At 71.9% G+C, this 20128-nt stretch carries 21 protein-coding genes; 18 read left to right on the forward strand and 3 right to left on the reverse strand.

Annotated features, from left to right (window positions below; all coding sequences use genetic code 11):
* From ACZ4Z5_RS26880 to ACZ4Z5_RS26900, 5 genes are read left to right on the forward strand one after another with little or no spacing between them, the layout of a single operon-like run.
* Window positions 1-2061: an acetyl/propionyl/methylcrotonyl-CoA carboxylase subunit alpha gene (locus ACZ4Z5_RS26880; protein ID WP_468267105.1), complete on the forward strand. Its 2061-nt coding sequence runs from the start codon at window positions 1-3 to the stop codon at window positions 2059-2061.
* Window positions 2058-3191, forward strand: coding sequence for an acyl-CoA dehydrogenase family protein (locus ACZ4Z5_RS26885; protein WP_468267107.1), 1134 nt, complete (start codon window positions 2058-2060; stop codon window positions 3189-3191). The genes ACZ4Z5_RS26880 and ACZ4Z5_RS26885 overlap by 4 nt, the downstream gene beginning before the upstream one ends.
* A 54-nt stretch (window positions 3192-3245) precedes the next feature.
* Window positions 3246-4829 (forward strand): 4-coumarate--CoA ligase family protein, encoded by a 1584-nt coding sequence (locus tag ACZ4Z5_RS26890; protein ID WP_468267262.1) that lies wholly within the window; start codon window positions 3246-3248, stop codon window positions 4827-4829.
* Window positions 4826-5560, forward strand: a complete 735-nt coding sequence (locus ACZ4Z5_RS26895) for an enoyl-CoA hydratase family protein (protein ID WP_468267109.1) — start codon at window positions 4826-4828, stop codon at window positions 5558-5560. The genes ACZ4Z5_RS26890 and ACZ4Z5_RS26895 overlap by 4 nt, the downstream gene beginning before the upstream one ends.
* Window positions 5548-6147 (forward strand): TetR/AcrR family transcriptional regulator, encoded by a 600-nt coding sequence (locus ACZ4Z5_RS26900; RefSeq protein ID WP_468267111.1) that lies wholly within the window; start codon window positions 5548-5550, stop codon window positions 6145-6147. Before ACZ4Z5_RS26895 ends, ACZ4Z5_RS26900 begins: the two co-directional genes overlap by 13 nt.
* A 526-nt stretch (window positions 6148-6673) precedes the next feature.
* On the opposite strand, the gene pdxH is transcribed toward ACZ4Z5_RS26900, so the two are convergent.
* Entirely contained in the window at window positions 6674-7309 is a 636-nt protein-coding gene (pdxH, locus tag ACZ4Z5_RS26905; protein WP_468267264.1) for a pyridoxamine 5'-phosphate oxidase, read from the reverse strand.
* Between the two features lie 278 nt (window positions 7310-7587).
* Between pdxH and ACZ4Z5_RS26910 the strand changes: the two genes are divergently transcribed.
* Window positions 7588-8688, forward strand: coding sequence for a citrate synthase 2 (locus tag ACZ4Z5_RS26910; RefSeq protein ID WP_468267113.1), 1101 nt, complete (start codon window positions 7588-7590; stop codon window positions 8686-8688).
* A gap of 73 nt (window positions 8689-8761) precedes the next feature.
* Here ACZ4Z5_RS26910 and ACZ4Z5_RS26915 read toward each other — a convergent pair whose 3' ends face one another.
* Entirely contained in the window at window positions 8762-9250 is a 489-nt protein-coding gene (locus tag ACZ4Z5_RS26915; RefSeq protein ID WP_468267115.1) for a hypothetical protein, read from the reverse strand.
* Between the two features lie 156 nt (window positions 9251-9406).
* Between ACZ4Z5_RS26915 and ACZ4Z5_RS26920 the strand changes: the two genes are divergently transcribed.
* Both ACZ4Z5_RS26920 and ACZ4Z5_RS26925 read left to right on the forward strand, forming a co-directional pair.
* Window positions 9407-10165, forward strand: a complete 759-nt coding sequence (locus tag ACZ4Z5_RS26920; protein ID WP_468267117.1) for a GntR family transcriptional regulator — start codon at window positions 9407-9409, stop codon at window positions 10163-10165.
* Between the two features lie 158 nt (window positions 10166-10323).
* The gene (locus ACZ4Z5_RS26925) at window positions 10324-11670 is read left to right on the forward strand and encodes a PAS domain-containing protein (RefSeq protein WP_468267119.1); all 1347 of its coding nucleotides are present in this window, start codon (window positions 10324-10326) and stop codon (window positions 11668-11670) included.
* Between the two features lie 157 nt (window positions 11671-11827).
* On the opposite strand, the gene ACZ4Z5_RS26930 is transcribed toward ACZ4Z5_RS26925, so the two are convergent.
* Window positions 11828-12217: an ArsR/SmtB family transcription factor gene (locus ACZ4Z5_RS26930; RefSeq protein WP_468267121.1), complete on the reverse strand. Its 390-nt coding sequence runs from the start codon at window positions 12215-12217 to the stop codon at window positions 11828-11830.
* A 122-nt stretch (window positions 12218-12339) separates the two neighbouring features.
* Here ACZ4Z5_RS26930 and ACZ4Z5_RS26935 point away from each other — a divergent pair, with 122 nt between their 5' ends.
* From ACZ4Z5_RS26935 to ACZ4Z5_RS26980, 10 genes are all read left to right on the forward strand, one after another.
* Window positions 12340-12723 (forward strand): DMT family transporter, encoded by a 384-nt coding sequence (locus ACZ4Z5_RS26935; RefSeq protein WP_468267123.1) that lies wholly within the window; start codon window positions 12340-12342, stop codon window positions 12721-12723.
* Window positions 12724-12757: 34 nt separating this feature from the next.
* Entirely contained in the window at window positions 12758-13441 is a 684-nt protein-coding gene (locus ACZ4Z5_RS26940; protein ID WP_468267125.1) for a DsbA family oxidoreductase, read from the forward strand.
* A gap of 193 nt (window positions 13442-13634) precedes the next feature.
* Window positions 13635-13955: a DMT family transporter gene (locus ACZ4Z5_RS26945; RefSeq protein ID WP_468267127.1), complete on the forward strand. Its 321-nt coding sequence runs from the start codon at window positions 13635-13637 to the stop codon at window positions 13953-13955.
* Window positions 13956-14582: 627 nt separating this feature from the next.
* A complete protein-coding gene (locus ACZ4Z5_RS26950; RefSeq protein WP_468267129.1) occupies window positions 14583-16091 on the forward strand; it encodes an AMP-binding protein in 1509 nt (502 codons plus the stop codon).
* Complete coding sequence (locus ACZ4Z5_RS26955) at window positions 16088-16351, forward strand: acyl carrier protein (protein WP_468267131.1); 264 nt, start codon at window positions 16088-16090, stop codon at window positions 16349-16351. The genes ACZ4Z5_RS26950 and ACZ4Z5_RS26955 overlap by 4 nt, the downstream gene beginning before the upstream one ends.
* 112 nt (window positions 16352-16463) lie before the next feature.
* The gene (locus ACZ4Z5_RS26960; protein ID WP_468267133.1) at window positions 16464-16838 is read left to right on the forward strand and encodes an ectoine synthase; all 375 of its coding nucleotides are present in this window, start codon (window positions 16464-16466) and stop codon (window positions 16836-16838) included.
* A gap of 94 nt (window positions 16839-16932) precedes the next feature.
* Complete coding sequence (locus ACZ4Z5_RS26965) at window positions 16933-18072, forward strand: acyl-CoA dehydrogenase family protein (protein WP_468267135.1); 1140 nt, start codon at window positions 16933-16935, stop codon at window positions 18070-18072.
* Window positions 18073-18263: 191 nt separating this feature from the next.
* Window positions 18264-18962 (forward strand): transglutaminase-like domain-containing protein, encoded by a 699-nt coding sequence (locus ACZ4Z5_RS26970; RefSeq protein ID WP_468267137.1) that lies wholly within the window; start codon window positions 18264-18266, stop codon window positions 18960-18962.
* A 95-nt stretch (window positions 18963-19057) separates the two neighbouring features.
* Window positions 19058-19882, forward strand: a complete 825-nt coding sequence (locus ACZ4Z5_RS26975; protein WP_468267140.1) for a maleate cis-trans isomerase family protein — start codon at window positions 19058-19060, stop codon at window positions 19880-19882.
* The gene (locus tag ACZ4Z5_RS26980; protein ID WP_468267142.1) at window positions 19863-20081 is read left to right on the forward strand and encodes a DUF6253 family protein; all 219 of its coding nucleotides are present in this window, start codon (window positions 19863-19865) and stop codon (window positions 20079-20081) included. Before ACZ4Z5_RS26975 ends, ACZ4Z5_RS26980 begins: the two co-directional genes overlap by 20 nt.
* The last annotated feature ends 47 nt before the right edge of the window (window positions 20082-20128 follow it).

Consider the following 20128-nt stretch of genomic DNA (forward strand, 5'->3'; position numbering starts at 1 on the left):
ATGAACCAGCCCGCCCTCGCCCAGCCCGCCCTTGTCCGGTCCGTCCTTGTCGCCAACCGTGGCGAGATCGCCCGCCGGGTCTTCCGCACCTGCCGGGAGCTGGGGATCGCCACCGTCGCCGTGTACTCCGACGCGGACGCCTCGGCGCTCCACGTCCGTGAGGCCGACGCGGCCGTACGGCTCCCCGGCGACGCTCCCGCCGACACGTACCTGCGCGGCGACCTCGTCGTGAAGGCCGCGCTCGCGGCCGGCGCGGACGCCGTGCACCCCGGATACGGCTTCCTGTCCGAGAACGCCGACTTCGCACGGGCCGTCGGCGACGCCGGCCTGCTGTGGATCGGGCCGCCGCCCGACGCGATCGACGCCATGGCGTCGAAGACCCGGGCCAAGGAGCTGATGGGGCTCGCCCCGCTGGACCCCGGCCGTCTCACCGAGGACGACCTGCCGGTCCTGGTCAAGGCGGCGGCCGGCGGCGGCGGCCGCGGTATGCGCGTGGTGCGCGACCTGGCCTCGCTCGGGCGCGCACTGGAGGCGGCGCGCGCCGAGGCGCTGAGCGCCTTCGGCGACGGGGAGGTCTTCGTCGAGCCGTACCTGGAGAACGGCCGGCACGTGGAGGTGCAGATCCTCGCCGACGCCCACGGCACGGTGTGGGCGCTCGGCACCCGTGACTGCTCCCTGCAGCGCCGCCACCAGAAGGTGATCGAGGAGGCTCCCGCGCCGGGCCTGAGCGAGGAACTCACCGGCATCCTGCGGGAGTCGGCGATCCGGGCCGCCCGCGCCACGGACTACCGCGGTGCCGGCACCGTGGAGTTCCTGGTCGTCGGCGACCGGGCGCACTTCCTGGAGATGAACACCCGGCTCCAGGTCGAACACCCCGTCACGGAGACGGTCTTCGGGATCGACCTGGTCGCCCTCCAGCTGGCCGTCGCCGAGGGCACACCGCTGCCGCCCGAGCCGCCCGCCCCCCGGGGTCACGCCGTCGAGGCCCGCCTCTACGCCGAGGACCCCGCGTCCGGGTGGACCCCGCAGACGGGCACCCTGCACCGCCTGTCCGTGCCGGAGGGCCCCGGACTGCGCGTCGACGCAGGGTACGGCGACGGCGACCGGATCGGAGTGCACTACGACGCCATGCTCGCCAAGGTCGTCGCCTGGGCGCCCAGCCGCGCGGAGGCGACGCGCAGGCTGGCGCACGCTCTGGAGCGGACCCGGGTGCACGGGCCCGTCACCAACCGGGAACTGCTCGTCCGCTCGCTGCGGCACCAGGACTTCGCCGAGGGACGGCTCGACACCGGGTTCTACGACAGGCACCTGGACGAGCTCACCGCACCCGCTCCCGGCGAGGAGCACGCGGCGGTCGCCGCCGCGCTGGCCGACGCCGAGGCACGCCGCGGCCCCGGCGTGCCGCAGCGCATCGGCGGCTGGCGCAATGTGCCGTCGCAGCCCCAGCTCGCGGTCTACGGGGACCACGAGGTGCGGTACCGCCCCACCCGAGACGGCTATCTGCTCGACGGGCGGCCCGGGGTGCGGGCCGTGTCCGTGGCGCCCGACCGGGTCGCCCTGGAAGTGGCCGGCGTCGTACGGACGTACCACGTCAGCCGGTACGCGGACGGCGGCACCGGGCACGTCGGCAGCACCGTGCATGCCGGCACCGTGAACGGCAGCACCCTGCGCGCCGGCGCCCTGCACGCCGGCACCGTCCACGTCGACACCGTCACCGGATCCCACCGGCTCGCGGCCCGGCCCCGGTTCACCGATCCGCAGGACACCGCCGAACCGGGCTCGCTGCTCGCCCCGATGCCCGGCACCGTGATCCGGGTCGCCGACGGCCTCGCCGCCGGCCGCCGCGTCACAGCGGGCCAGCCCCTCATCTGGCTGGAGGCGATGAAGATGGAGCACCGCATCACCGCTCCCGCCTCCGGCACGCTCACCGCGCTCCACGCCGTCCCCGGCCGTCAGGTCGAGGTCGGAGCCCTGCTCGCCGTCGTCGACGAACTCACCGCCGCCGACGCGGCGATGACGCCCGCCGCACAGGACGATCCCGTACAGGAGGCCCAGAAGTGAGTGTCATCGAAACCGAAGAGCGCGCCGCGCTGCGCTCCTCCGTCGCCGCGCTCGGCCGGCGCCACGGCCGCGGTTGCGACCCGGCCGCGCTGTGGGCCGAGGCCGCCAAGCTCGGCCACCTCGGAGTGAACCTCCCGGAGGAGTACGGCGGCGGGGGCGGCGGCATGGCCGAACTCTCCATCGTCCTCGAAGAACTCGGCGCGGCCGGCTGCCCGCTGCTGATGATGGTCGTGTCCCCGGCGATCTGCGGCACGGTCATCGCCCGCTTCGGCACGGACGAGCAGAAGGCCCGCTGGCTGCCGGGCCTCGCCGACGGCACGGTCACCATGGCGTTCGGCATCACCGAACCCGACGCCGGTTCGAACTCGCACCGCATCACCACCACCGCCCGCCGCGAGGACGACGGAGGGTGGGTCCTCAACGGCCGCAAGGTGTTCATCTCCGGCGTGGACATCGCCGACGCCACACTGATCGTCGGCCGTACCGAGGACGCCCGGACCGGCCGCCTCAAGCCCTGCCTGTTCGTCGTCCCCCGTGACGCCCCCGGGTTCGGCCGCTCGCAGATCGACATGGAACTCGCCGCCGCCGAGAAGCAGTTCGAGCTGGTCCTGGACGACGTGCGGCTGCCCGCGGACTCCCTGGTGGGCGACGAGGACGCCGGGCTGCTCCAGCTGTTCGCCGGACTGAACCCCGAGCGCATCATGACCGCCGCGTTCGCCATCGGCATGGGCCGCTACGCCCTCGGCCGGGCCGTGGACTACGCGAGGACCCGGCAGGTGTGGAAGGCGCCCATCGGCAGCCACCAGGCCATCGCCCATCCGCTCGCCCAGGCGCACATCGAGCTGGAACTCGCCCGCCTGATGATGCAGAAGGCCGCCCGGCTGTACGACGCGGGGGACGACGTCGGTGCCGGTGAGGCCGCCAACATGGCCAAGTACGCCGCCGCCGAGGCCTGCGTACGGACCGTGGACCAGGCCGTCCACACCCTGGGCGGGAACGGCCTCACCCGTGAGTACGGGCTCGCGTCCCTCGTCACCGCCGCCCGCGTCTCCCGCATCGCCCCGGTCAGCCGGGAGATGATCCTCAACTACGTGTCCCACCAGACCCTGGGCCTCCCCAAGTCCTACTGACCGCCGTACAACTGACAGCTGTACGGCAGCCATCCAGCGGAAGGATCCGGCATGGTGTTCCACAGCGCGTACCCGGACGTACGGCCCGTCGAACTGCCCATCCACGAAGCGGTCCTCGGACGGGCCGACGAGTTCGGCGAGACGCCCGCCCTGATCGACGGGATCGACGGCAGCACCCTCAGCTACGCCCAACTCGGCATGTTCCACCGGCGGATCGCCGCCGAGCTCGCCGACGCCGGGCTGCGCAAGGGCGACGTCCTCGCCCTGCACAGCCCCAACACCATCGCCTACCCGGCCGTGTTCTACGGCGCCACCCGCGCGGGCGCCACCGTCACCACCATCCATCCGCTGTCCACGGCGGAGGAGTTCGCGAAACAGCTCCGCGACTCCTCCGCCCGCTGGATCGTCACCGTCTCGCCCCTGCTGGACACCGCCCGGAAGGCGGCCGAAGCCGCGGGCGGCATCCGGGAGATCTTCGTCTGCGACGAGGCCGAGGGACACCGCTCGGTCCGCGCCATGCTCGCCTCGGCCGCCCCCGAGCCGGACGTCTCCATCGACCCGGGCGAGGACATCGCCGCCCTGCCCTACTCCTCGGGGACCACCGGCGTCCCGAAGGGCGTGATGCTCACCCACCGCAGCATCGCCACCAACCTCGCCCAGCTCCAGCCGGCCGTCCCCATGGGCCCCGGCGACCGCATCCTCGCCGTGCTGCCGTTCTTCCACATCTACGGGCTCACCGCCCTGATGAACGCGCCGCTGCGGCTCGGCGCGACCGTCGTCGTGCTGCCCCGCTTCGACCTCGACGAGTTCCTCGCCGCGATCGAACGGCACCGCATCACCGGCCTGTACGTCGCACCGCCCATCGTGCTCGCCCTCGCCAAGCACCCGGCCGTCGCCCGCTACGACCTGTCGTCGCTGCGGTACGTGCTCAGCGCCGCCGCCCCGCTCGACGCGGCCCTCGCCACGGCCTGCTCGAACCGGCTCGGCCTGCCGCCCGTCCGGCAGGCCTACGGCATGACCGAACTGTCCCCCGGCACGCACGCCGTCCCGCTGGACGCCGCCGACCCGCCGCCGGGAGCCGTCGGCACCCTGCTCCCCGGCACCGAGATGCGCCTGCTCTCCCTCACCGAACCCGGCAAGGACGCCGGCCTCGGCGAGGACGGCGAGATCCTGATCCGCGGCCCCCAGGTGATGAAGGGCTACCTCGGCCGGCCCGAGGAGACCGCCGCCATGATCGACCGCGACGGCTGGGTGCACACCGGCGACATCGGCCGCGTCGACGGGAACGGCTGGCTCTTCGTCGTCGACCGCGTCAAGGAACTCATCAAGTACAAGGGCTTCCAGGTCGCCCCCGCGGAACTCGAAGCGCTGCTCCTCACCCACGAGGGCATCGCCGACGCCGCCGTCGTCGGCGTCCACGACCGCGACGGCAACGAGGTGCCCAAGGCCTTCGTGGTGCGGCAGCCGGCCGCGCCCGGACTGAACGGCGCCGAGGTCATGGCGTACGTCGCCGAACGGGTCGCCCCCTACAAGAAGGTCCGCCGCGTCGCGTTCGTCGACGCCGTCCCGCGGGCCGCCAGCGGCAAGATCCTCCGCCGTGAACTACGGGACCTCGAAGCAGAACGAGAGGACGCATGAACACGATCCGGGTGGCGCACGAGCGCGGCATCACCACGCTCCGGCTGGACTCGCCGGGCAACCGCAACGCCCTGTCGAAGGCCCTCGTCGACGACCTGACCGGCGCCCTCGCCGACTGCGGGGCCGACGATGACGTACGGGCCGTGGTCCTCGCCCACACCGGGTCCACGTTCTGTGCGGGCGCCGACCTCAGGGAACCCCCGGACCCCGCCGTGTTCGTCGGACTCATGCGCGGCATCGTCGCCCTGCCCAAGCCCGTCGTCGCCCGGGTCACCGGGCACGTACGGGCCGGCGGGCTCGGCCTTCTCGCGGCCTGCGACATATCCGTCGCGGGCCCCGGGGCCAGTTTCGCGTTCACCGAGTCACGTCTCGGGCTCGCACCCGCCGTCATCTCGATGCCGGTGCTGCCGCGCATGGACCCGCGTGCCGCCGCCCGCTACTACCTGACCGGAGAGCGCTTCGACGCGGCCGAGGCCGCCCGCACCGGCCTGGTCAGTACGGCCGCCGACGACGTCGACGCGGCCCTGGAGCCCGTCCTCGACGGGCTGCGCCGGGCCTCGCCCCAGGGGCTCGCTTCATCGAAACGCCTGGTGGCGGCTACCGTGCTGGAGAACTTCGACCGACACACGGCCGATCTCACCACGCTCTCCGCGGAACTGTTCGCGTCCGCGGACGCCAGGGAGGGTGTGACGGCCTTCCTGGAACGACGGGACCCCGCATGGGTGTTGTGACCGGACCCAAGCAGGACCGCAGCCGGGCGACCCGGCAGCGGCTGCTGGAAGCCGCCGTGGCCTGCCTCGCCGAACACGGCTGGGCGGGCTCCACGGTGTCCGTCGTCGCCGAACGCGCCGGAGTGTCCCGCGGCGCCGCCCAGCACCACTTCCCGACCCGCGAGGACCTCTTCACCGCGGCCGTCGAGTACGTCGCGGAAGAGCGCTCCACCGCCCTGCGCTCCCTCGGCCGCACCGACCGCGGGGAGGTCGTCGCCGCCCTGGTCGCCCTCTACACGGGCCCCCTCTTCCGGGCCGCGCTGCACCTCTGGGTCGCCGCCGCGAACGAGCCCCAGCTCCACCGCCGTGTCACCGAGCTCGAGGCCCGGGTCGGACGCGAGTCGCACCGGATCGCCGTCGAGCTGCTCGGCGCGGACGAGTCCGTCCCCGGCGTCCGCGAGACCGTCCAGGGCCTCCTCGACATGGCGCGCGGCCTGGGCCTCGCGAACCTCCTCACCGACGACACGGCCCGCCGGGAGCGGGTCGTGGCCCAGTGGGCTGAGATCGTGGACCGCGTCCTGGGCGGCGGGACCGCGGAGGCCCCGTAGGGGGCGTAGGGGCCGGCCCGGCGCGCGAAAAAAATTCCCTTGAATGCCGACGCACCCCTTCCTAGGGTGTGGCGTACACGAGAAGGGAGGTGGTTCGGCAGATGTATGACAACCGGACGCGTGAGGTGACCGCGGGCTAGCGGCCCGTCGTCGCACTCTGTGCGGTGCCGGCACTCGCCGGCCAATCCCATGCAGTCACCGACCCGCGGGCTCGCCGGTAACGTCCGGCCGGCCCCCTCCTCGGAGGGGACCCGAGCCCGCGGGTTCTGCGTTTCCAGGACCGGATCCGTACCGGACCGGGACCGGCCCGTACCAGGCCGTACCAGGCCGTACCAGGCCGGACCAGGCCGGACCAGGCCGGACCAGGCCGGGACCGTGCTGCCGTCCCGACCGTGCTGCCGTCAGACCGGATACCCGCGACGGTGTTCCGGGTACGTATCAGGAACCGGGTACGCATCAGGGACGAATCAGGCATGTGCCCCTGGCGCGTATCAGGGATGAACCGGACGTGTATCCCTGGCACGTGTCAGGGGCAGAGGCGCTCGACGCGCCACGCCCCCGATTCCGCGTCCCGGACGTAGCGCAGGCGGTCGTGGAGGCGGTTCGCGTGACCCTGCCAGAACTCGACGGTCTCCGGTGTGACGCGGTAGCCGCCCCACTCCGGCGGAACGGGCACCTGCTCGCCCTCGGGATAGCGGGCGGCCAGCTCGTCGTAGCGGCGGACCAGCTCCTCGCGGGACGCGATCACGGAGGACTGCTCGCTCGCCCAGGCGCCGAGCTGGGAGCCGTGCGGGCGGGTGCGGAAGTACGCGGCCGTCTCGTCGCGGCCGATGCGGCTCGCGGTGCCCGTGACCACGACCTGCCGGGCCAGCGCGTGCCACGGGAAGAGCAGGGAGACGTGCGGGTTCGCGGCGATCTCCCGCCCCTTGCGGGACAGGTGGTTGGTGAAGAACACGAAGCCGTGCTCGTCGTAGACCTTCATCAGGACGGTACGGGTCGACGGGCGGCCCTCGGCGTCGGCCGTGGCGACGATCATCGCGTTCGGCTCGAAGATCACGCCCTTGCTGTCGACGGCCTCCTGGAACCAGAGGGCGAACTGCCGCATCGGTTCGGCAGCGAGACCGGACTCCTGGATGATCTCGGAGCGGTAGTGCTCGCGCATGGCGGCGGGATCGGGAGCGGTGGGGTCGTAAGCGGTGTTCGGCACGGTCGCCATCCTGCCGTAGCGGGGCAGTCTGCCCGGCACGGAGTGCCGTTAACCCTCCGTGGACGAATTGGGGCAGTGTGCCGGATGTCACGCTTCCCCGCACCCGTTGAAACCACCAAAATCTACCGCTGGGCCACTGTGGCCTCCATACAGCGACGGATATCGTGCCTGTCCCGGGGCCGCCGGGGATCCACCGTCCGCCGACTTTCCCACGCAACACGAGGAGCCGCCTGATGTCCGACTTCGTACCCGGACTCGAAGGAGTCGTCGCGTTCGAGACGGAGATCGCCGAACCGGACAAGGAGGGCGGCGCGCTCCGCTATCGGGGTGTCGACATCGAGGACCTCGTCGGGCGCGTGTCGTTCGGCAACGTGTGGGGCCTGCTGGTCGACGGCGCGTTCAACCCCGGCCTGCCGGCGGCGGAGCCCTTCCCGATCCCGGTGCACTCCGGTGACATCCGTGTCGACGTGCAGTCGGCGCTGGCCATGCTCGCCCCGGTGTGGGGTCTGAAACCGCTGCTGGACATCGACGAGGCGCAGGCGCGCGACGACCTGGCGCGGGCCGCGGTGATGGCCCTGTCGTACGTCGCCCAGTCCGCCCGCGGGCAGGGGCTGCCCATGGTGCCGCAGCGGGAGATCGACAAGGCGGAGTCGGTCGTCGAGCGGTTCATGATCCGCTGGCGCGGCGAGCCCGACCCGAAGCACGTCAAGGCCGTGGACGCGTACTGGACGTCCGCCGCCGAGCACGGCATGAACGCGTCGACGTTCACGGCCCGGGTCATCGCCTCGACCGGCGCGGACGTCGCCGCCGCCCTGTCGGGTGCGGTCGGCGCCATGTCCGGCCCGCTGCACGGCGGCGCCCCGTCGCGTGTCCTCGGCATGATCGAGGAGATCGAGCGCACCGGCGACGCCGTGGCGTACGTGAAGGGCGCCCTGGACCGCGGCGAGCGCCTGATGGGCTTCGGCCACCGCGTCTACCGCGCCGAGGACCCGCGGGCCCGGGTGCTGCGCCGCACCGCCAAGGAGCTGGGCGCGCCGCGCTACGAGATCGCGGAGGCCCTGGAGAAGGCCGCGCTGGAGGAGCTCCACAACCGCCGCCCGGACCGCGTCCTCGCGACGAACGTCGAGTTCTGGGCCGCGATCATGCTGGACTTCGCCGAGGTCCCGGCGCACATGTTCACCTCGATGTTCACCTGCGCCCGCACCGCCGGCTGGTCGGCGCACATCCTGGAACAGAAGCGCACCGGCCGCCTGGTCCGCCCGTCGGCCCGCTACGTCGGCCCGGGCACCCGCTCCCCCCAGGAGATCGAGGGCTACGAGGACATCGCCGGCTGACCCGGCTCGGCGCCGACCTTCGCGAGGGGGACCCGGACGTCCGGGTCTCCCTCTGGCTTACTCCGGGCGTTCCTCACTTGGTCGCGTCCGCCCGGTCCTCCAGGCGGGCGAGGCCGATACGCACGAGCCAGACAACCGCACGCGGGTGGCACAGCTCGCCGGCCTCCTGCATCGGCACCGCCCAGTACGGCGTCCGCCGTATCGGGGCGTATTCGGTGAGACCGGCGTGCGGCACGCCCAGGTAGGTGCCGTGGCCGAGGCGCTCGACGCCCGGCGCATGGACCTTCCGCCGTGGGATGGCGCCCGGGGCCACGAGCGCGTAGTAGCGGCAGGTCCGGGGATTGTGGACGACCGGTCCGTCGAGTCCTTCGGCGAGCACGTCGGCGACGACGGCCGGATGCCCGCTCCCGGTCGCCGCGTGCACCACCGCGTCATCGAGGCGGACGGCGTCGAAGCGTACGCCGAGCGGTGCCAGGGCGACGCCCTGGTCGTGCCATTCCCGGCGGTCCTTCTCGGATGCACCGAGGGTGGCGGCGAGCCAGTCGGCGATGGTCTGAGGCACAGGAATCGGGCTCTCCCGTCACGGAAACAAAAGGAACTCCAACTTCTCTAGAGAAGAGTACATCTCTAGAGAAGTCAAGCGTGGGCGGCAGCATGCGGCTGGGTGCACGACCGCAGGCGCCTCTAAGGTGTCTAGAGAGGAGAGGATCACCGACTGATGGCCACGCAAGGCAACGGCCGCGAGCCGAAGTACCAGCGGATCGCCAACGAGCTGAAGGCAGCGATCCGCTCCGGCAGGTTCGGTCCCGGGGACCGGCTGCCCGGGGAGAACGACCTCATGGCGCAGTACGAAGTAGCGCGCATGACGGCCCGGCAGGCCCTGGGGGTGCTGCAGAGCGAAGGGGTGGCCGAGGCCCGTAAGGGCTCGGGGGTCTTCGTCCGGGCGTTCCAGCCGCTGCGCCGGAGCGGGATCGCGAGGCTGTCGCGCGAGCAGTGGGGCGGGGGACGGTCCGTCTGGTCGGCGGACATCGGGGACCGTGAGCTCGTCGTGGACCGGGTGCGGGTCACCGACGAGGACCCGCCGGAAGACGTCGCGAGGGTCCTCGGACTGGACGAGGAGGAACGTGTCTGCGTGAGGAGGAGGCGGTTCGTCCTCGACGGCAAGCCCGTGCTCCTCGCCACGTCCTACCTGCCCGCCGGGCTGGTGGCCGGGTCGGCCGTGACCGCCGAGGACACCGGCCCGGGCGGCACCTACGCACGCCTGGCCGAGCTCGGGCACGAACCCGCCCACTTCCGTGAGGAGATCCGCGCCCGGATGCCCTCCCCCGAGGAGGCCACGGCACTCGGACTCCCGGCGGGGACACCGGTAATGCTCGTCTGCCGTACCGCCTTCGCCGCCGTCGGCCGTCCGGTCGAGGTCAACGAGATGGTCCTGGACTCGGCGGCGTACGTCCTGGAGTACGACTTCGACGCCTGAGCGGGCGGCGGGCGGCCGGACGGGCCGTTGCGGGTGGCGGGGCGGGGGTATTTTCGAAGAAGGCCGTGTGGGCTGCGTCACGTTCCAGTTGAATGCTTCTGAGCGCCGAAGCGCGCGGTCGCGGTTCACGCGGAGTACGTCCTGCAGGGGGTGCCAGGGTGAGTGCTTCCCGGAGTAGTGAGACCACCGATGCCAGAGGGGCGGAGGAGCCCGGGCCCGGGCCCGGGGCGGATCTGCTCGCGGCATTGCTCGACGGGATGGACGCCGCGTTGTGCGCGTTCGACGCGGACGGGGTGATCACGCACTGGAACCGCGAGGCCGAGCGGATCCTCGGCTGGACCGCGGAGGAGGCCATCGGGCGGACCGGGTTCGCCGGGTGGGCGGTGCGGACCGCGGACGCCGACGAGGTGCAACGGCGGCTGATGGCCGCCATGGACGCCCCGGGCCGACAGGTGCACGAGTTCGCGCTGCTGCGCAAGGACGGCGGGCGGGTGCTCGTACGGACCCAGTCCGCCCGGGTGAGCGGGGCGGACGGGAAGCCCGCCGGGGTGTACTGCGCGTTCGGCGAGGTGCACGCGCAGATCGACCTGGAGCGGGCGATCGCGCTCAGCGAGGCGCTGTTCGACGACGCGTCGTGGGGCGTGGTGCTCGTCGACGTCGACCTGCGCCCCACCGTCGTCAACGCGCACGCGGCGCGGGCGCTGGGCACCGGGCGTACGACGATGCTCGGGCGGCCCCTCGGCGAGGTCATCGTGCAGGGCGTGGAGGACCTGGAGGCCGCCCTGCATCATGTCCTGGCCGACGGGTCCGTGCCGGAGTCCGCGGACGTCTGGGTCACCCTGCGCACCCCGGAGGGCGAGCGGCGGCGCTGCTGGCGGAGCGGCTTCCTGCGGCTCGCCTCGCCCCTCGCGGAGGAGCCCGTCCCGCTCGGCGTGGGATGGCTGTTCCAGGACGTGACGGATGCCCGCCTGGCCGTGCAGGACGCCGACCGGCTGCGGTTCCGTACGCACCAGCTGCAGCGCGCCGCGCGGGCGGCCGGCGAGTGCGAGGACCCCATGGAGGCCGCGATGGCCTTCGTCGACTTCGCGCTGGCCGGGTACGCCGACCACGCGCTGGTCGACCTGCTGCGCCCGTCCGGCCTGGTCCGTGCGGCGGCCACGCCCGCGGGCGCGCCCGGCCCCTGCCTGCCGGTGACCGGCCCGGCGGTGCCGGTGCGCTATCCGGAGGGACATCCCGCACTGCAGGCGGTGGACCGCATCGGCTCCGTGCGCACCGGCGCGGGCCGCGACGCGGGGGACCGCTGGGCGGCGGACCGGGAGTGGCCGGAGGACTCCGTGCACGCCCTGTGCACCGTGCTGCGCAGCCGCGGCCGCACCCTCGGCGTACTCACCTTCCTGCGCACCAGGAGCCGCCCGCCCTTCGAACGCCAGGACACCGCGTTCGCCGAGGACGCCGCCTCCCGCGTGGCCGCGGCCCTCGACCTGGCCGGGGCTCCGGGGGACTGAGCGCGCGGTGAAGCCGGGGCCGCGGAGCTCCGCGACCACCTCCGGCGAGCGCTGAAGAGATCCGGCGACAGGTACCGGGACCGAGCCGGGGCGCGAGGGTGTCTCCGGCCGTGCTTCTGCGCCGACGCCTCGCCCGCTGACGCTCCTCCCGCCGCCGTCATACCTGCGTCCGCGCCGCCAGTACCGCGTCGAGGAGCCCGGGGAAGCACGCCTCCATGTCGTTGCGGCGCAGCGCGTTCATCTTGGCGGTGCCGCGGTAGTGCTGCCGTATCACGCCCGCCTCGCGCAGTACGCGGAAGTGGTGGGTGGACGTCGACCTGCTGACCGTGAGGCCCGCCGTCGCGGCCGTGCAGCTGAGGTGCGTGCCGTCGTCGAGACCGGCGAGGAGGCGGACGACCTGGAGGCGGGCGGGGTCGGCGAGTGCCTGGAGCACGGTTTCGAGGCGCAGCTCCGCGCGCGCCGGATGGGCGGGTTCGCGGCTCCCGGCGGCCGGGGTCCGGGGCTTCGTGGTGCGTGTGGCGACTGGTGTGCCGGCGGTGCTGCTCACGGTCGATTCCCCCTTGTGCGACGACGAGTCGGAGGTTCCGGGTTGACGGGCATCCCTCCGCCGGGCAATATTGCTTGCACAAGCATCGATTGTGCAAGCAATGAACACGAAAGGATCTCGGCATGGCCTGGATCTACTTGCTCATCGCCTCGGTGTTCGAAGTCGTCTTCGCGCTGGGCACCAACGCCACGGAAGGCTTCACGAGGCTCGGACCGTCCCTGCTCACCGCGGGCGCCGCGGCCGGCGGCATCTTCTTCCTCAGCCTCGCGCTGAAGACGCTCGACGTCGGCGTCGGCTACGCGATCTGGACCGGCATCGGCTCCGTCGGCACCGTCCTCCTCGGCGCGGTGATCTTCAACGAGTCGCTGAACCTCGCCAAGATCGTCTGCTTCGTCGCGATCCTGGGCGGCATCATCGGCCTCAAGCTGGTCGACCGAGGCACCGCGGAGGCCGAGTCCGTCACCTCCTCGGCCACCGGTGCCGCGGTTCCCGAGCCCGTCCGCTGACCCGGCCGGCCCCGACCGCCCACAGGTGACCGACATGCCACTGAAGATCGAAATCTGGTCCGACTACGTGTGCCCGTTCTGCCTCCTCGCCAAGAAGGTGGTGGACCAGGCGACCGAGGGCAAGGACGTGGAGATCACCTGGCAGCCGTACGAGCTGCGCCCGGAACCCACCCCCACCCTGCTCGTCGAGGGCGACTACCTCCAGACCGTCTGGAAGAACGTGGTCTACCCGATGGCCGCGCGCATGGACATGCCCATCGTGCTGCCCGACGTGTCCCCGCAGCCGTACAGCCGACTGGCGTTCGAGGGCTACCAGTACGCCCTCGGACACGGCATCGGGGCCGAGTACAACGAACGGCTGCTGACGGCCTTCTTCCTCGAGGAGCGCGACATCGGCGACATCGGTGTCCTCACCGAACTGGCCGCCGGACTCGGCCTGGACGCCGAGGAGTACCGCACCGCGCTGGAGACCGGCCGCTACTACGAGACGCACCAGCGGCTCCAGCGGCACGCGCACCAGGACCTCGGCATCACGACCGTCCCCACGATCTACATCGGGGAGGGCCGTACCAAGGTCGAGGGGATGCCCCAACTGGCCTTCCTCACCAAGGTCATCGACCAGGTGACGGCCCTGGAGCAGCCCGCGGAGGAGTCCGTGGAGCCATCCGCGGAGGAAACCGCGGGGCGGCCCGTCGCCGCGCCGCTCCCCGTGGCCTGACGGCCACGCCGGCGCACCGCGGGAGTCCGTTGCGCCCGAAGAAGTCCGGTGCGTAGCACGGGAGTCCGTTGCGCAGCACGGGAGTCCGTAGCGCGCCGCCGACCGCCGCAGCACACGCCGCGAGGCACAGAGCGTCCCCCCATACCCCACGCCCCGCCTCCCACACCCGTATCGCCCAAGGAGAACCACTGTCATGGCCTGGATCTGGCTCGCCATCGCCTCCGTCTTCGAGGTCGCCTTCGCCCTCGGAACCAACGCCACCAAGGGCTTCACCCGCCTGTGGCCCTCGGTGTTCACCCTGCTGGCCGCGGCCGGCGGCATCTTCACCCTGAGCCTGTCGCTGCGGACGCTGGACGTCGGCGTCGGCTACGCGATCTGGACCGGTATCGGCTCCGTCGGCACCGTCCTGCTCGGCTCCGTGATCTTCAAGGAGAAGATCACGAAGGAGAAGGTGCTGTGCTTCCTCGCCATCATCGGCGGCATCATCGGACTCAAGCTGGCCTCCGGCCTCTGACGGGTCCGATCGCGAAGGTCCGGTCGCGTCGCCCCACCCGCGCCGGATTCCGCACCGGGTTCGGTGTCGGTCAGGCCCCTCCCCGCCGGACCGCCTCCGGACCCGGTACCGGAATCAGGGCCGGGACCCGGCCCAGGACCCGGCTCCGGGCGCGGCCCAGGGCCTGGATCACCCTCCGCCGGGCCCTTCCTTCCCCACAGGGCTCGTCCACCTCCCCACCCTGAACGCCCCCGGCGCCGGACCGCCCCCTTCCCGCGCAGGTCCGGTCCACCGGCCCCCACGCACGCACATACCGCTCGACGCGAACCCCCCGACGCAAGGCCCGACACGAGCCGTTCGGCACGCCGGCCAGGCACTGCCAGGCACGGCCGCTCGTGAACCCGGCCCGGCGTTTCGCACCCCGCACCGCCCGCCACGGCACCCGTCGGCACCGGCAACCACCCCGCCCGGCGCCCACACGGCGTCGCCCGCCGGCACCCGCCACGGCACCCGCACCCGCACCGCCCGCACCACCCCCGCCGCACGCCGAAGCGGCACCCATCGGACACCCCGGCCGCCTGCACCGTCCCCCGCCCGGCGGCCGGGGTCCCCACCCCACCCTCTCTGCGAAGCGAATTGCGAGGAGACATGCCTTCCCAGGGGTTTCTCGACAACCTCGCCGCACAGGCGGCACAGCAACCGCAAGGAACCGCCCTCGTCTTCGGCGAGGAGCGCGTCAGCTATCAGCGACTGGTGGAGACCGCGCAGGACCTGCGCGACCGGCTGGCCGGGCTCGGTCTCCCCGCAGGGGGACCGCTCGCCGTATCCGCCAAGAAGTCACCGGCGGCGATCGCCCTCGTCATCGCCCTCCTCCAGGAGGGCCGGCAGATCCTGCTCCCCTCGCCCGAACTGGGCGAGGACGGACTACGGACCCTCGGCAGGCAGGCGTCCTGCTCGCACGTCCTGACCGTCTCGTACGGGCCGGACGGGGCGGCCGACGTCACCGCACGGGCCGTGACCGGGCCGCTGGGCGCCGAAGGGTTCGTACTGCCGCCCGCCGGCCAGTCGTCGCTGTTCCTCACCACGTCCGGCTCGACCGGCACGCCCAAGATCGTCCCGCTGCCGGGGACGGGTGTGGACGACTTCCTGCGCTGGGGCGCCGACCACTTCGGGCTGGTACCGGGAAGTTCGGTGCTGAGCTACGCGCCCCTCAACTTCGACCTGTCGCTGCTCGACATCTGGGCGACGCTCGCCGCCGGCGGCCGTGCCGTACTCGTCGACCAGGACCGGGCCACCGACCCCGCCCATCTGCTCGCCCTGTTCGAGCAGGACCGACCCGAACTCGTCCAGGCCGTCCCCATGTTCTTCCGGCTCCTCGCCGAGGCCGCGGAGGCCGAGGGCCTCGTCCTCAAGGACGCCCGCCATGTCGTCTTCACCGGCGACGCCATGCCGCACGCGCTGCTGGCCCGCCTGGTCCGGCTGTTCCCGTCGGCCCGCTTCCACAACCTCTTCGGCTGCACGGAGACCAACGACAGCCTGATCCACGAGGTCGACGTCGAACGGATCGACCCGGGCGAGAGGATCCCGGTGGGCCGGCCGCTGCCCGGCGTGGACACCCTGCTGCTGGACGAGGACGGCCGGCCCCTCACCGGCGAGGGCACCGGTGAACTGCTGGTGTCCACTCCCTTCCAGACCTCCGGCTATCTCGAAACCGCCCGCAACGAGGGCGTGTTCGTACCCCACCCCGACGGCGCGCACCTCGGCACGTACTACCGCACCGGTGACATGGTGACCCGCCGCGCGGACGGTGTGTACGTCCTGGAGGGCCGCAACGACTTCCATGTGAAGGTCCGCGGCGTGCGGACGAACATGCAGGAGGTCGAGCAGGTCATCCTCCAGCACCCCGACGTGCGCGAGGCAGCCGTCGTCGCCCTCCCCGACGAGCTGGCCGGCGTCAGGCTGCACGCCCAGGTGCAGCGCCGGGAGGGAAGCGGCCTCAGCGGCCTCGGCCTGCGCACCCACTGCGCCGCGGCCCTGCCGCGCCCGGCCATCCCCGGATCGATCGTCGTCGGCGACGAGCCTTTGCCGCGCACGCCGACGGGCAAGCCCGACCGCAACCTCATCAAGAAGAACCGGATCGAGAGGAACGCAGCATGAGCACCACGACCGAGCAGATCACCGAGTTCGTGACCACCCAGTTCCTGCCGGACTCCGACGCCTCCGAGCTGGCAGCGGACTACGACCTGGTCGACAACGGGGTGATCGACAGCCTGGGGCTGATACGTGTCATCTCCTGGGTGTCGGAGACCTTCGACCTGCCGCTCGACGAGATCCCGATCGCGGCCGAGAACTTCCGCACCGTCGAGGCCATCGAGCGCTTCGTCGCGGAGGCCAAGGCCCCCGTCGCGTCGGCCTGACCCTTTCTGCTTCCCCTGCCCCAACCAGTCACACCAGTCATACCAGCCACACCAGGCACATCAGGTACGCATCGATTCATCCATCGATTTCGGTTACGACAAGGAGACAGCAATGATCATCCGCGGTCTGTCCGATGTGAAGCACGTCGAGTGGGGCAACGGTCTGAGCCGCCGCTTCCTGACCGAGGCGGACGGCATGGGGTACTCCCTCACCGACACCGTCGTCTTCAAGGGCACGGTCTCGAAGCTGCAGTACAGCCAGCATCTGGAGGCCTGCTACTGCATCTCCGGCAGTGGCGCCGTGGAGACCGTGGAAGGCGAGCGCATCGAGATATCCGAGGGAATGATGTACGCCCTCGACGAGCACGACGCCCATGCCCTGATCGCCTCGGACAACGAGGACTTCCGCCTCGTCTGTGCCTTCGCCCCGGCCCTGCGCGGCGACGAGGTGCACTCGCTCAGCGAGGACGGCTACTCCCGCTACTGAGCCCCGGCCGGATCCCGGCACCACAAGGCCACTTCCCCATGGCGCCGGCCCGCTGCACGGCGGGCGGGCCGGCGCCCCACCCCGAAGGACCGAAATGATCACGTGGACCGCTGAGCAGCAGGAGTTCCGGGACCTGGTGGCCCCGATCGCCGACGAACTGAACGAAGGCCACATCGAGTGGGACGGGAAGGAGGAGTTCCCGTACGAGAAGTGGGAGATCATCCGGAAGTCCGGCGTCCTGGCGGTGCCGTTCGGCGAGGAGTGGGGCGGCCGCGGCCAGTCGCTGCCGACGACGATGCGCGCGCTGGAGGGCCTCGGCTACCACTCCCGGGACGCGGGTCTGAACTTCTCCGCGTCCACCCAGATCGTCTCCACCGGCATCCCCCTCCAGCGCTTCGGCTCGAAGGAGCTCAAGGACCGCTACCTGCCCCGTGTCCTCGACGGCAGTCTGCTGGGCGCGCACGCCATCACCGAGCCGGAGCACGGCTCCGACGCGATGCACATCCGGTCGGTGGCCGTGCGGGACGGCGACGAGTACGTCCTCAACGGCTCGAAGATGTTCATCTCCAACGCGACGATCGCCGACGTCTTCCTGCTGTACGTCCGGACCGGCGAGCCCGGCAGCCCGCTCGGCCTCAGCGTCTTCCTCGTCGAGAAGGACACCCCCGGCCTGCGGGTCGGCCCGAACATCCCGAAGATGGGCCTGCACAGCTCCCCGCTGAGCGAGGTCTTCCTGGAGGACGTGCGGGTGCCGGCCGCGAACATGCTCGGCTCCGAGGGCGCCGGATTCCTGATCCTCGACTACGTGATGAAGCGGGAGATCCTCTTCTCCTTCTCCATCAACCTCGGCGAGATGCAGCACCGGCTGGAACGGGTCATCGCCCACGCCAGGCAGCGCGAGCAGTTCGGCCGGCCCATAGGCAGCTTCCAGGCCGTCTCGCACAAGATCGTCGACATGAAGATCGCGGTCGAGACCTCCCGCAAGTGGCTTTACGACACCGCGGAGAAGGTCGTCGCGAACAAGGACAGCACCATCGACGTCGCCGCCACGAAGATCACGGTGAGCGAGGCCAACAAGGCGACCGCGCTCGCGGCCCTGCAGATCTTCGGCGGCTACGGCTACCTCACCGAGCACGGCATCGAGAAGGACGTGCGCAACGCGCTCGCCGGGACCATCTACTCCGGCACGTCCGAGATCCAGCGCAACCGCATCGCGGCGATGCTCGGCCTCTGAGCCGCGCAGTCCCGAGGCCCGCAGTGCCGAGGCCCGGCCCAACGCGCGACGCCCGGCCCCATGGCCGCGAGGCCCGGCCTCCGGCCCGTACCGCCGGTCGGGCGGGCGGGCGGTCCGGTGCCACCCCCACACCTTTCTTCTCTTTCTTCCTCACGACATCCGCACCCGTACGAGTCCCGGAGGGACGTGTCATGACCATCGCCCCCGCCGAGCACCATGCCGCCAGCTACGAGTACCTGCTGCGGCCCACCGACTTCCTCGACCACGACTCAGCGGAGGTCCAGGAGTTCGTCGACCGCTGGGTGACCGACCGCGACGCACCCGCCGCCAAGCAGGCCGTGGAGCTGTACTACGCGGTCCGCGACAACGTCTTCTACGAGGTCTACGACGCCGACCTGTCCCGCGAAGGGCTGCGCGCCAGCTCCATCGCCGTCGGCGGCAAGGGCTTCTGCCTGCACAAGTCGGTCCTCTACGCGGCCGCCGTCCGCGCGGTCGGCATCCCCAGCCGCCTCGTCTACGGAGACGTCCGCAACCACCTCGCCTCCGACCGGCTCAAGCAGCACATAGGCGGCGACGTGTTCTTCCACGGACTGACGTCCGTGTACCTGGACGGCCGCTGGATGAAGGCCACCCCGGTCTTCAACAAGCTGCTGTGCCGGCTCTACGGAATGACCCCGCTGGAGTTCGACGGCACCGGCGACAGCCTGTACCACCCGTTCGACGGAGCGGACGGCGACTCCGCGCAGTCCATGGAATTCCTGCGCATGCACGGCGAGTTCGACGACCTTCCCTATGACTACGTGATGACCAACATGCGGGCCAAGCACCCGGGCTTCGTGCACGGCGACGGCACCGTCGCCGGGGGCTCGCTCGCCGACGAGGCGTCCTGAACGCACCGCAGGCACCCGGTCCGCGCGAGTGCCCCGGCGCCCCGCCCGTTCCCACCATTGCTTCGTCCCGGTCACGACCTTCTCCAGGAGCACCGATGAACAACGCCACCACCACCCCGGCCACCACCCCCGACGACGGCTGGCGCGCCCGCGCCCGGATCGGCGTGGTGGTCCCGCACGCCGACGTCGGCCCCGAGTCCGAGCTGCAGGCGATGGCGCCCGAGGACGTGTTCATCCACGGCTCCCGGCTGCACTTCGGGGCGATGCGCCCAGGCGGCGAGATGGACCCGAAGATCCCGCACTCGCCGGTGCACGCGTTCATCGAACCGCCGCACGTCGACATCGCCACCGAACTGCTCGCGGCCTCACCGCTCGACTCCATCGCGCTGGGCTTCACCAGCTCCTCGTACGTGGTCGGCGTCGACGGCGAACGGGCCCTCTACGAGCGGCTCAGCGAGCGTACCCGCGGCATCCCGCTCACCGGCACCACCATCGCGGCCGTCGCCGGCCTGCGCGCGCTCGGCGCCGAGCGGATGGCGCTGGTCAACCCGCCGTGGTTCGACGACGAACTGTCCGGCCTGGGCGCCGCGTACTTCACCGACCAGGGCTTCGAGGTCGTCCAGCACGGCCCCTGCGGGCTCCCCAGCAACCAGAAGCTGATCACCCCCCAGGCCCTGTCCGACTGGGTGCGCACCGAGGTCGCCTCCTCGAAGCCGGACGCCGTGCTCGTCGCGGGCAACGGCATCCGCGCCGTCGGTGTCGTCAAGGGGCTGGAGGAGGAGCTGGGCTTCTCCGTGCTGACCGCCAACCAGGTGCTGTTCTGGCACGCTCTCCAGCTCGCCGGCGCCGCGGACGCCGCCGCGGAGATCACCTCGTACGGCCGACTCTTCGGGAGCACCGATGGCCCTGCTGCCCGCTGACGGCTTCGTCGCCCAGTTCATGACCCCGGACGGGGACCGGTACACCGAGCCGCTGATCTGCTGGCGGGAGGACGACACGTGCGTCTACGGCATGGTGCTGTTCAAGGGCGCGCTGCGCCGCGCCGACACCCTGACCAACTTCCTCGGCTACCGCACGACGGAGGGGGCGCCGGAGCGCCGCCTCCAGGCCGTGGGCTGAACCCCGGCGGCCCTCCCGGGACGACCCCGGCCCGGGAGCGCACCCCC

The sequence above is a fragment of the Streptomyces sp. NPDC030222 genome, assembly GCF_055573115.1.